Below are 12,348 nucleotides of genomic sequence, written 5' to 3' on the forward strand. Positions count from 1 at the left end.
TCTAAACTTCTATAAAACAATATAATACACAAAAAAAAAGTCCAATAACACAAAATGTATTATTGGACTTTTTAATATTTGAATTTTATAAATCTAAACTTCTCTGTTAACGTCCCATCCTTCTAGATAGTCTGCAACAGCTTTCGCAAACATACTGCCTAAAGCACCATTAACAACCCTATGGTCATAACTGTGAGATAAGTACATTTTACTACGAATAGCAATCACATCACCTTCTGATGTTTCAATTACCGAAGGAATCTTTCTAATTGCACCAAGTGCTAAAATACCTACTTGTGGCTGATTAATTATTGGGGTTCCAAATACACTACCAAAAGTACCAACATTGGTAACCGTATACGTACCGCCTTGTACCTCATCTGGTTTTAAGGCATTGTTCCTAGAACGATTTGCCAAGTCGTTTACTACCTTAGCGATACCGGTAAGATTCAACTGGTCGGCATTTTTTATAACAGGAACTATTAGGTTACCATCTGGTAATGCAGCAGCCATACCTATATTAATATTTTTCTTTTTAATAACTGTATCGCCATCTACAGAAATATTCATCATCGGATATTTCTTTAGCGCCTTGGCAACAGCTTCCATAAATATTGGTGTGAACGTAAATTTCTCCCCTTCACTTTTGAAGAATGCATCTTTTATCTTATTACGCCACGTAACAATATTGGTTACATCCACTTCTATAAAACTTTGAACGTGTGCAGATGTCGAAATACTATCGTTCATATGCTTGGCAATCAACTTGCCCATTCTAGTCATGGGTATCACCTCATCGCCACGAGAAACCTGCATTTTAGGTTTTTCAGGTGCCGGCGTATTTGCTTTAGAAACTGGCGGCGCTGAATTTACAGCTACTGTAGGTTCTGGTTCAGCCACTTTTACAGGAGCTGCAACTGGTTGTGGCGCTTCTACCCTATCTTGAACTACTACTTTTTCTGGAGCGGCAACTTGCTGAGCAGGCTTACTAGCCCCGGTTTTAACGTAGCTTAAAATATCATCTTTAGTAACTCTACCATCTTTTCCTGTACCCGATATCGTTTCAAGCACATCAAAAGAAATACCTTCTTCTTTTGCTATGTTTTTAACTAACGGAGAATAGAAACGATCAGAGCTTCCATTTAACTGAACGGTTGAAGTTTCTGCTCTAGCATGTACCACAGCTGATTCTGCTGCAGCTACCATTTCTTCAAGTACCGGTTCTGGTTCTTCAACTACATTAGATGTATTCGAAACATCAGCTACATCTACATTACCATCAATCTGAATAATCGCTACTGTTTGCCCAACTTTGACAATATCATCTACATAAAAGCATTTTTCAATTAAAACGCCATCTACCTCACTAGGCACTTCACTATCAACCTTATCTGTAGCAATTTCAAAAATGGCTTCGTCCATTTCAATCGTATCACCTACCTCTTTTAACCATGACGTTAATGTTGCTTCTGCAACACTCTCTCCCATACGTGGTAGTTTCAATTCAAATTTTGACATATCGATAATTTAAAGCTTGTTTTGTTTATATTTTTTGCAAAAATAATAAAATAAATACCTTTTTATTGACATTTACATGAAATTCAAGAACTAATCTTGCCTCAAAGAGCCTTCAAACGGTACTCTATTCAAAATACTTCTCCCTAAAGTAACCTCATCTGCATATTCCAATTCATCACCAACGGCAATACCTCTTGCTATTGTAGAGGTTTTTACCTCCAAACCTTCTATCTGCCTGAAGATATAAAAATTGGTAGTATCACCTTCCATGGTAGAACTCAACGCAAAAATAAGCTCCTTTATTACGCCTTTTCTCACTTTATCTACCAAGGTTCCTATTTTCAAATTCTGCGGACCAATGCCTTCCATAGGAGATATTTTACCACCAAGAACATGGTACTTTCCTCTAAATTGACCTGTATTCTCAATTGCCATAACATCTCTAATATCTTCAACAACACATACCAATGCACTATCTCTTTTAGGATTGGCACATATTTCACACATTGTAGTATCTGAAATATTATGGCAATTTTCACAAAACTGTATTTTACCTCTTAAATCTACCAAAGACGTAGAAAGATTTTCTGTACGTTGTTCTGGCTGCTTTAATAAATGTAATACCAAACGTAATGCGGTACGCTTACCAATACCTGGTAATTGCGAAACTTCATACACTGCGTTTTCTAATAATTTTGATGAAAAATCCATAGGCTATTATGGGTATAAATTTACGATTAAACTTGAAATGCTAATCGTATAGTTTTCATAAAATTTAACTAAACATTATATACTGACGAATTGAATTAAATTTTATTTCAGTGAATAATACCTTTGTACCCATTTTTTTAAACCTACCTATCTCATCTCTTTGCCAAACGTCATTTAACTTTTTGTACTTTGCCGCAAAATTTTAAACCATGAACGCCTCTCATATTTTACTTTTAATCTCTGGCTACTTTGTTTTGCTGTTGATTATTTCATATTTCACCGGCAAAAATGATTCTAACGAAGATTTTTTTAAGGCAGGTAAACAGTCGCCATGGTATTTAGTAGCATTTGGTATGGTGGGTGCCTCTTTATCTGGAGTAACCTTCATTTCTGTACCGGGTTGGGTAAAGGCTTCTGAATTCAGTTACATGCAGGTTGTTTTTGGGTACTTTCTAGGGTATATGGTTACCGCATTTGTATTACTCCCTATTTATTATAAACAAAATGTCACCTCTATTTATCAGTACTTAGATGATAGATTTGGTTTTGTAAGTTATAAAGTGGGCGCCATTTCATTTTTCATCTCAAGAGTTCTTGGCGCTGCTTTTCGTTTATTTCTGGTAGCTATTGTTCTTCAACAATTTGTGTTCGATGCCTGGAACGTTCCTTTTGAAATTACAGTTATTCTATCCATCTTACTAATTTGGATTTATACTTTTAAAGGTGGAATTAAAACAATTGTTTGGACCGACACCTTGCAAACCCTATTTATGTTAGTTTCTGTGGGGCTATCCATTTATTTTATATTGGATAAAATGGACTGGACTTTCATGGAGTTTCTAAACTCTCCGGAATTAGGTGAGTACAGCAAGACCTTTTTCACTGACGATCTTTCTTCTAAAAACCATTTGGTAAAATCGTTTTTAGGTGGAATGTTCATTACTATTTGCATGACGGGACTTGATCAAGATATGATGCAAAAAAACCTGACGTGCAGAAATCTAGGTGAAGCTCAAAAAAATATGGTCAGCTTCAGTATTGTATTAGTTGTTGTTACTTTCGTTTTTATGCTTCTTGGTGCATTGTTGTTTATTTATGCAGACGCACACAATATACCTCTGCCACTTATGGACGGATCGCCGAAATCTGATTTACTATTTCCAGAGATAGCATTAAACAGTGGCTTAGGCATAACAGTTGCCGTTACCTTTATGCTAGGTTTAATTGCAGCTGCATACAGCAGCGCAGACAGCGCCCTTACATCATTAACCACATCATTTTGTATAGATTTTCTTAATACCGAGAAGAAATCAGAACATGTAGCAAAAAAGACCCGTAGAATTACACACATTGGTATGAGCATCCTGTTAATTCTAGTGGTCATCTCTTTTAAATATATATTGGATAAAAATGTAATTGATGGATTATTAACGGTAGCCTCATATACCTACGGACCGTTGCTAGGATTATTCTCTTTCGGAATTTTTACAACACATCAAATAAAAGACAAATATGTATGGATGGTTGCGCTAGTTTGTGTGTCAATAATTCTCATTTTAGCGAAGTTACCAAGTGATTATTTTGGTGGTTACATCTTCGGATATGAGCTTTTACCGTTGAATGGTCTGCTAACCTTTGTAGGATTATGGCTCATTCGTAAAAAAAAGACAACCGCCAAAATTACCGATATCACTTAATATTGACCCGTACTTAAAAGTACTAAAGTACATGCAACATCAACCTCTATACCATTATTTTCCAGTAGTTTATATAATTCAGGGTTTTCTGTTCCAGGATTAAAAATTACTCTTTTTGGAGCTAAAGAAATTATACTGTTATAATATTCTTCTTGTCTTTTTGGATTTATATATAGCGTAATTGTATGAATATCACTAATTTTGTCTAAATTATTGCTGATATTGACTCCTGAAACCTCACCTTCTCTTAATCCATAAGCTAAGGTTTCAACCCCCGAATCAACCAGTCTATGTATCACTAAATTGCTATATCGATTTGGTTTTAACGAGGCTCCGAACACTAGGGTCTTTTTCATGATAAAAAAATGTTAAAAGAGCACTAATATGTAACTAATCGGACAATATTTCGTCTATTAGTAAAGTTAGATACTCTTACGAGTTAAAAATATTGTTGGTAACGCTATATGTTTATAGTTAATGGTTAGTGTTTAGTATAGCCTATCAGCATTTGAAACCCGACTTCCAATTCATTTTGGAATGTTCGGGTTTCTTCTTTTTAAAACTATCCTAAACATACTATATACTCTAAAAAATATTGAATAAGAGATTATTACCTATTTCTAGTAACAATAGAACCTTAATTGCGTCTATTACTTTATATAGGGATATTTAATAAAGAAGATTGGTTGGTTTTTTCTTATTGAGTAAAACTATATAGCACCCATAGCTAAAACTATGGGTGCTTTTTTATTACCATCTAATGATGACACTGCCCCAGGTAAAACCACTACCAAATGCAGCTAAAACTACTAAGTCTCCACTTTTCACCTTACCTTCTTCCCATGCCTCTGTAAGTGCTATTGGAATAGATGCGGCTGTAGTGTTACCATATTTCATAATATTATTGAAAACCTGGTCATCACTAAGTTGAAATTTCTTTTGAATAAATTGAGATATTCTCAAGTTCGCTTGATGCGGAACCAATAAATCAATATCAGTGGCATTCAATTTATTTTTCTCCAAACCTTCTACAATAACCTCACTGAAACGAACAACTGCATTTTTAAATACAAATTGACCATTCATGTGCGGATAGTAAGATTCGTCATTAGGATCGTTATCTTCAATGATATCTGTAACCCATCTATTACCCATACCAGGTGCAATCAAAGAAAGTTCTTCTGCATGCTGACCTTCTGAATGTAAATGTGTAGATAAGATTCCTATTGTAGTATCTTCTTCTCTAGTTAATACTGCCGCACCGGCACCATCACCAAATATTACAGAAACTCCCCTTCCCCTTGTGGTCATATCTAACCCATGAGAATGAAGCTCTGATCCTATAACAAGTACATTTTTATACATACCCGTTTTTATATACTGATCTGCAATAGAAATGGCATATACAAAACCAGAACATTGATTACGTACATCTAACGCACCAACAGTTTTAATACCTAAATCTCTCTGAACCAATACACCAGGACCAGGGAAATAATAATCAGGACTCAAAGTAGCAAAAACGATAAAATCGATATCGTCTTTATCAATACCCGCTCTTTCAATTGCAATTTTTGCAGCTTTTACACCCATAGTTGTGGTGGTGTCTCCATCACCGTTAACTACATGTCTTCTTTCTTTTATGCCGGTACGTTCTTGGATCCAAGCATCATTTGTTTCCATCACCTTAGACAAATCATCATTTGTCACTACGTTATCAGGTACATAATGACCTAAGCCAATTATTTTTGAATTATACATAGTAATATTTTAATCCTGATAAAGCTCAGGTAGAATTAGTGTTGCAATATAAACAACTATTAAGAATTCTATTTGAAAATATAACAATCATCTTTTTTTAAGAATGAGTGTATAATTAGTTTTTCAAATATTTCTTGTAATCGTTTACTTTAATATTTGCCTTTAAATCATGAAGAAGATTGTAAAGACCAAAAAAGGTACGGTTCATATACAAAAAGTGCTTTGAACCTCTATTACCGTTCATTTTTCTTATTTGCTTATCTGAAGAAAATTGTTCTCCTAACGCCGCAATTTTACTCCAAAACACCTCATCGCCAAAATCAAAATCTTCATTGTGAAATGGTGATGTAAATAAACTTAACAATTGATGAAATATCGATTTGAAAAATAATATTTCTTCTGGTGTATCTGTAGTCATCAGTATTTCAAGCTCATATAGCTTTTCTGTAAACTTCTCATCATCTGAAATCACCTCTGGTCTTGCCAATTCAAAATACGGGACATAAAAGGAATCTGGCACCTCTTTAATACATCCAAAGTCAATAGCAATAAGCTCTTCATTACCATTCACCAAGAAATTACCAGGGTGTGGATCGGCATGAACTTTTCTCAACCCATGAATTTGAAACATATAGAAATCCCATAATGCTTGACCCAATTTATCTCCGGTAGCTTGAGAAAAACCAGTTTTTGTAAATTCGCTTAAATGCTTACCCGTCATCCAGTCCATCGTAATAATACGCGCACTTGATAGCTCTGTGTAATACGTTGGAAAATTGATATTCGGTATTACCGCACATGCTTCTGTAATCTCTTTACTTTGCGCTACTTCTAATATATAATCTGTCTCTTCAATTAATTTATTTTCAACTTCCTTGAAATATTTATCTGAATCTTTTCCTTTAAGATTGAACATACGAATTGCAATAGGCTTCACAATTGCCAAATCGCTACTTATACTTTGCGCTACACCTGGGTACTGAATTTTTACCGCTAAGTTTTTACCATCTTTAGTAGCTTTATGCACTTGCCCAATACTAGCTGCGTTTATAGAATCTTTATCAAAAGTGTCAAAAACCTCTTCTGGATACTTATCTAAATATTTTTTAAATGTTTTTCTAACCAGCGGCGCAGATAATGGGGGAACCGAAAATTGAGATAATGAAAACTTCTCTACATAGGCATTAGGCAGTAGATTCTTTTCCATACTTAACATCTGGGCAACTTTAAGAGCACTACCCTTCAAAGATTTTAATCCGTCATATATATCTGCAGCATTATCTTCGTTCAACTCATCTTTTGTAGTGTCTGGATTGATAATTTTTTTACCCAAATACTTGGCATAATTACCACCAATTTTAGCTCCGGTTTTCACAAGCTTGCTTGCACGCTCTATTTTTCCGGTAGGTATCTTATCAAGTGTTTTCAAATCGTAGGGGTTAGATTAAGCAAAGGTTTCTTTGTACAGAAATTTCCCAAAGTCTAGAATATTCTCTAGAGGAGTGTTATCAAATACATCGAAAATGGTATTAACAGATTTTTCAATTGCAACATCTGTTTTTTCAAATGCCGCAGAATCATCAGATTTCCAAAAATTCATTAAAAACATAGTCTGTAACCATGCTCCTTCTGAAAACAATTGCGGATTGTGTTTCGTAATTTTTGAACTCTTATTCGCATTACCATCTGCAATCAAGCCTTTAGAAAACTCTTTTATATTTTTTCTAAGTCCTTTTAATTGTTCCAAATTTTTAAACGGACCAGAAGAGCTATCCATTATAAATAAAACATAGCTTCTATTCAATGTCAATACTTCAAAGAAAGTATAGAAAAACGTAAGCATCTTATCTCTATTCGTAAACTCTTGATACTCCTTATTTTTCTCTATTACACTAACTGTATTTGTATAAAAAGTATCCCAAATGCCTTTCTTGATAGCATCTATAGATCCAAAATGGAGATAAAAATCTGATTCTTCAATAGCATTTACTTTACAAAACTTATAAACCGTTTTAGGTACTTGTTCGTTTTCTAAAACGTAGTCCATAAACATTGTAATAATCGTCTCTTTCGTTACTTTTTTAGCTTTTGTGGCCATATCGAATTATTTTTATATAAGGTACGATGCAGATTTCATAGTTAGCCGTTTTCATAGAACATTAGCTTTTATTTAGCAAAAACGTGCTATTTAAAAATAGCACGTTTTCAAAACAACCTAACCAATAAATAATCAACATGTGATTATGCTTAAAATTCTTTCTCATAGCACTTTTTCATAATCACACTACAAATATACATTATGTTTAACTTTTTTCAATATTTCATAAACAAAAATATTTGTTAAACTTTTAAAGGCAGTAAACTGTCAGTTTGTCACAATAAGCTATTGTGGTATTTTTTTTGACCAATAGCAACGAACAATCATTATTAATAATGGCCGCACTAACTGTGGCATAAAAAATATAAAAATGGCAACAGGTAAAATTAATGTGTCCGTAGACAACATTTTTCCACTGATCAAGAAGTTCTTGTACAGTGATCATGAAATTTTTCTAAGAGAGTTAATTTCAAATGCAACCGATGCAACCTTAAAAATGAAGCACTTGACCACTATTGGCGAGGCTAAGGTTGAATATGGCAACCCTATTATAGAGGTTAAAGTTGATAAAGAAGGAAAGAAACTGCATATCATTGACCAAGGTCTTGGTATGACAGAAGAAGAAGTTAAGAAGTATATTAACGAAGTGGCATTTTCTGGCGCTGAAGAGTTTTTGAATAAATATGAAGACTCTGCTAAAGATTCTGGAATCATTGGGCATTTCGGACTTGGATTTTATTCTGCGTTTATGGTTGCCCATAAAGTAGAGATTATCACTAAGAGCTATAAAGACGAGCCTGCTGTACAATGGTCTTGTGACGGTTCACCTGAGTTTATTATGGAACCAGCTGAAAAAGAAACTCGTGGTACAGAAATCATACTTCATATTGCAGATGATTCTACAGAGTTCTTAGAAGATGGTAAAATAAACGAGCTTTTAAGCAAGTATAACAAGTTCATGCCTATTCCAATTAAGTTTGGAATGAAGACTGAAACCTTACCAAAACCTGAAGGGGCAAAAGAAGAAGATCCTACACCTACGAAAGAGGTTGATAATATCATTAATAACCCAAACCCTGCGTGGACAAAACAACCAACGGATTTAAAGCCAGAAGACTATAAGAGTTTTTACAGAGAGCTTTACCCAATGCAGTTTGAAGAGCCTTTATTCCATATTCATTTAAATGTGGATTATCCTTTTAACCTTACAGGTATTCTATATTTTCCAAAACTTTCTAACGATTTAAATCAGCAGAAAGATAAAATTCAATTATACCAAAATCAGGTATTCGTAACTGACAATGTTGAAGGTATTGTACCAGAATTTTTAACCATGTTACGTGGTGTTATTGATTCTCCAGATATTCCTTTGAATGTATCTCGTTCATATCTACAGGCTGATGGTGCTGTGAAAAAAATATCTTCTTATATCACTAGAAAGGTTGCCGATAAAATGAACTCGTTGTTCAAAAATGATCGTGCAGAGTTTGAAGCGAAGTGGAACGATATTAAAATCGTTATTGAATACGGAATGCTTTCTGAAGATAAATTCTTTGACAAAGCAGATAAGTTTGCCCTTTACCCAACAGTAGATGGTTCTTACTTTACATTTGAAGAGTTACAAGAGAAAATAAAAGATACACAAACAGATAAAGACGGAAAAACAGTTATTCTTTACGCATCTGATAAAGAAGCGCAACACAGTTACATTGAAACTGCCAAGGCTAAAGGTTATGAAGTACTGTTATTAGATTCTCCTATTATTGGTCACTTAATGCAAAAGCTAGAAAGTTCTAAAGAGAATATTTCTTTTGCTCGTGTAGATGCTGATCATATTGACAAATTAATTCAGAAAGAAGAAACTCAAATCTCTAAATTATCTGATGAAGAAAAAGAGACTTTGAAGAAAGAATTGGAAGAAGCAATTACAGATAAGAGCTTTACCGTTCAATTAGAAGCTATGGATAGTGATTCTTCTCCGTTCACTATTACAGAGCCTGAGTTTATGCGTCGTATGAAAGAAATGCAGCAAACCGGCGGTGGCGGTGGTATGTTCGGTATGGGTTCTATGCCAGACATGTATAACCTGATAGTAAACACAAATCACCCATTGGTTAGCGAGTTTTTAAATACAAAGACAGCGAAGAAAAAAGAGCGATTGATCAATCAATCATTAGACTTGGCAAAGTTATCTAAAGGCTTACTTAAAGGTAAAGCTTTAACTGAGTTTATTAAACGTAGTTATGAGATGGTGAAGTAAATTCCATTTCTTATAATTTTGAAAAAGCCACTACAAAAAATGTAGTGGCTTTTTTGTTAAATGTTGTTATCTTTCAGCAAAGAAACTTAGATTAAATGAGCACTAACTACCGCAGCGTCAATTTCAAAAAGCTACTTGATAAGTTACAACAAGAAAGTTGGCAATTAGAATTAATTATCTCTGGTTTTGCTATTTATGGTTTATTTGCTGCAAATGAACCTTTAGAATTAAAAGCTGCAGCAAGTTCTGTTACAGAATCGGATCAATTTGGAATACTATGGGCTGTTATTCTTATATGCTGTCAAATATTTACTTTTAACTTGGTCGTACATGTCCTATTAAGAGGACTATGGATAGGTGCCATAGGCTTAAGATATGTATCTGGTGATATTAATTATAAAACTCTTAATTATTCAGAAAAATTTACATCCTATTTAAAAAGAAAGGTTGGGTCTTTTGATCAATATATTGCCAACCTCGAAACCTATTGTAGTATCATTTTCGCAGCTTCATTTTTAATGATTTTCTATGTTATCGGATTCTTTACCGTAACATTTAGTTTCGTTTTAATTACTCAAAGTTTCGAACTTCTTACTTTTCTTCCAAAATGGGCGATACGAACCATAATTATAGCAGTAGTAATACCTTTTGTCCTTTCATCGATAGTAGTTTTTATTGACTTTTTAGGTCAAGGATTTTTGAAAAAGAAAAAATGGACATCAACAATATATTTTCCAATATATTGGGTATTCAGCAAACTAACGCTATCCTTTCTATATCGGCCTTTAGCATATAATTTTTTAGATAACAAATTAGGAAAACGCTTAAGTATTATAATACTACCTGTATATCTTATAATTGTTACTGTTTCTTCGTTACAATATCGAAATTCGAATTATGTGAATTCTACAAATGATTCTTCTGAATTTCAGATATTAAGTGAGCACTATGATAATTTATCAATCGAAGAAGGGAAATTTATTAACACAGCCTCAATACCTTCAAAAATTATTGAAACTAAATACCTACCTGTTTTCTTAATATATAATGAAGAAATAGAAGATTTTATATTTGATAAAAACAACATCCTAAAACCTGAAGAAGACAAAAGAGGTTTTCAATCTTCATTAACTATAGAATTTAAAAGAGGATTGAATGATGCTGCTGGAATAAAAGATTCATTAAATTTAAAAGAATATCTTAAAACAGTAAATGAAATTTACACTATTAAAATAGATTCAAACCAATACCAAAGTGATTTTATAATAAGCTCAAATACTAAAAAAAGATTAGGCTTTGAAACCTATTTAAATATTAAAAAGTTAGATGAGGGAAAACACATTTTAACCATAACAGGTCCTATTAAAGAGAATCCAATGATCCCAAAATCTAAGACCGTTGAGAAAATTTTAGCAACCATCCCTTTTTGGTACTTCCCAGAAAACAGAATCCCATCAATTAACCAACATAACGGTGAATTACAAGACACCGTGACAACCAACTAAGACAAATACGCAAACTACTGAATTTAGAAATAAGCAAAAACAGACGAATAAATCATAGTTTACTAATAAATACACTACGTTTTCAACCGATTTAACAATAGTTTGGTCAACTTTAGTAAGACCCATTACTATAATTACTAGTGCTTTTTTTATCTTCACCATATGAAGGTGATTTCAACAAACATAGGAGGCGCAGTTACTTTTGAATGGAATGGCGCTACAGAGCAAACCGGTATCTTCAAATACCCTACTTCTAAAGGCTTATTTCTTACCAAAAATGATGTCAAAGATGACACTGTAATAGACCGTGTACACCATGGTGGAACCAACAAAGCGTGTTATCTTTTCTCTGCCGACTACTATAATTATTGGAAAAACCTTTACCCAGATTTAGAATGGGATTGGGGCATGTTCGGTGAAAACCTAACTGTTGAAGGGCTTGATGAATCTAAAATACGTGTTGGCGATATTTATAAAATCGGTAATGCTCTTGTGCAAGTTTCTCAGCCACGTGAGCCTTGCTATAAACTAGGCATCCGTTTTGGTACACAAAAAATACTTAAAGAATTTATTACCCATAATCACCCAGGTACCTACGTGAAAGTTCTTGAAGAAGGTCTTGTATCCGCTGGTGATGAATTTACATTAATAGAACAATCTAAAAATCCATTTACCTCTCAACAATTTTATGAATTGATGTTCGCAAAAGAAAAATCTAAAGATTTGCTTGAACTGTTCATGACCAACGAAGCTGTACCGCAATATAAAAAGGACAGGTTCAAGAAATACCTATCATAA

The 12,348-nt window shown here is 33.7% G+C and carries 10 protein-coding genes; 4 read left to right on the forward strand and 6 right to left on the reverse strand.

The window, feature by feature from the left end; translation table 11 throughout:
• Nucleotides 1-93 precede the first annotated feature (93 nt).
• Both BUC31_RS15600 and recR read right to left on the reverse strand, forming a co-directional pair.
• On the reverse strand, nucleotides 94-1,518 hold the full coding sequence (locus BUC31_RS15600) for a dihydrolipoamide acetyltransferase family protein (RefSeq protein ID WP_073245827.1): 1,425 nt from the start codon (nucleotides 1,516-1,518) through the stop codon (nucleotides 94-96).
• A 90-nt stretch (nucleotides 1,519-1,608) separates the two neighbouring features.
• Complete coding sequence (gene recR / locus BUC31_RS15605) at nucleotides 1,609-2,229, reverse strand: recombination mediator RecR (protein WP_073245829.1); 621 nt, start codon at nucleotides 2,227-2,229, stop codon at nucleotides 1,609-1,611.
• Between the two features lie 209 nt (nucleotides 2,230-2,438).
• On the opposite strand from recR, the gene BUC31_RS15610 reads away from it, so the two are divergent.
• Nucleotides 2,439-3,926: a sodium:solute symporter gene (locus tag BUC31_RS15610; protein ID WP_073245831.1), complete on the forward strand. Its 1,488-nt coding sequence runs from the start codon at nucleotides 2,439-2,441 to the stop codon at nucleotides 3,924-3,926.
• Here the strand turns inward: BUC31_RS15610 and BUC31_RS15615 are convergent.
• The 4 genes from BUC31_RS15615 to BUC31_RS15630 form a co-directional block, all read right to left on the reverse strand.
• A complete protein-coding gene (locus BUC31_RS15615; RefSeq protein ID WP_073245833.1) occupies nucleotides 3,923-4,282 on the reverse strand; it encodes a CoA-binding protein in 360 nt (119 codons plus the stop codon). The two genes, BUC31_RS15610 and BUC31_RS15615, sit on opposite strands and share 4 nt — an antisense overlap.
• Before the next feature lie 394 nt (nucleotides 4,283-4,676).
• Nucleotides 4,677-5,687 carry a 3-oxoacyl-ACP synthase III family protein gene (locus BUC31_RS15620; RefSeq protein ID WP_073245835.1) on the reverse strand — a complete coding sequence of 337 codons (1,011 nt, stop codon included), beginning with the start codon at nucleotides 5,685-5,687 and terminating at the stop codon, nucleotides 4,677-4,679.
• 115 nt (nucleotides 5,688-5,802) lie between these two features.
• Entirely contained in the window at nucleotides 5,803-7,116 is a 1,314-nt protein-coding gene (locus tag BUC31_RS15625) for an ABC1 kinase family protein (RefSeq protein ID WP_073245837.1), read from the reverse strand.
• 15 nt (nucleotides 7,117-7,131) lie between these two features.
• The gene (locus BUC31_RS15630; protein WP_073245839.1) at nucleotides 7,132-7,785 is read right to left on the reverse strand and encodes a TetR family transcriptional regulator C-terminal domain-containing protein; all 654 of its coding nucleotides are present in this window, start codon (nucleotides 7,783-7,785) and stop codon (nucleotides 7,132-7,134) included.
• A 370-nt stretch (nucleotides 7,786-8,155) separates the two neighbouring features.
• Here BUC31_RS15630 and htpG point away from each other — a divergent pair, with 370 nt between their 5' ends.
• From htpG to BUC31_RS15645, 3 genes are all read left to right on the forward strand, one after another.
• Nucleotides 8,156-10,045 carry a molecular chaperone HtpG gene (gene htpG / locus BUC31_RS15635; RefSeq protein WP_073245841.1) on the forward strand — a complete coding sequence of 630 codons (1,890 nt, stop codon included), beginning with the start codon at nucleotides 8,156-8,158 and terminating at the stop codon, nucleotides 10,043-10,045.
• 95 nt (nucleotides 10,046-10,140) lie between these two features.
• Nucleotides 10,141-11,550 (forward strand): hypothetical protein, encoded by a 1,410-nt coding sequence (locus BUC31_RS15640; RefSeq protein ID WP_073245844.1) that lies wholly within the window; start codon nucleotides 10,141-10,143, stop codon nucleotides 11,548-11,550.
• 162 nt (nucleotides 11,551-11,712) lie between these two features.
• Nucleotides 11,713-12,348, forward strand: a complete 636-nt coding sequence (locus BUC31_RS15645; protein WP_073245846.1) for an MOSC domain-containing protein — start codon at nucleotides 11,713-11,715, stop codon at nucleotides 12,346-12,348.

It is taken from the genome of Maribacter aquivivus (genome assembly GCF_900142175.1).
Taxonomy (GTDB): Bacteria; Bacteroidota; Bacteroidia; order Flavobacteriales; family Flavobacteriaceae; genus Maribacter; species Maribacter aquivivus.

Coding starts and splice junctions, on each gene's coding strand:
- BUC31_RS15600 (WP_073245827.1), bottom strand. CDS start 1,518: ATGTCAAAATTTGAATTGAAACTACCACGTATGGGAGAGAGTGTTGCA.
- recR (WP_073245829.1), bottom strand. CDS start 2,229: ATGGATTTTTCATCAAAATTATTAGAAAACGCAGTGTATGAAGTTTCG.
- BUC31_RS15610 (WP_073245831.1), top strand. CDS start 2,439: ATGAACGCCTCTCATATTTTACTTTTAATCTCTGGCTACTTTGTTTTG.
- BUC31_RS15615 (WP_073245833.1), bottom strand. CDS start 4,282: ATGAAAAAGACCCTAGTGTTCGGAGCCTCGTTAAAACCAAATCGATAT.
- BUC31_RS15620 (WP_073245835.1), bottom strand. CDS start 5,687: ATGTATAATTCAAAAATAATTGGCTTAGGTCATTATGTACCTGATAAC.
- BUC31_RS15630 (WP_073245839.1), bottom strand. CDS start 7,785: ATGGCCACAAAAGCTAAAAAAGTAACGAAAGAGACGATTATTACAATG.
- htpG (WP_073245841.1), top strand. CDS start 8,156: ATGGCAACAGGTAAAATTAATGTGTCCGTAGACAACATTTTTCCACTG.
- BUC31_RS15640 (WP_073245844.1), top strand. CDS start 10,141: ATGAGCACTAACTACCGCAGCGTCAATTTCAAAAAGCTACTTGATAAG.
- BUC31_RS15645 (WP_073245846.1), top strand. CDS start 11,713: ATGAAGGTGATTTCAACAAACATAGGAGGCGCAGTTACTTTTGAATGG.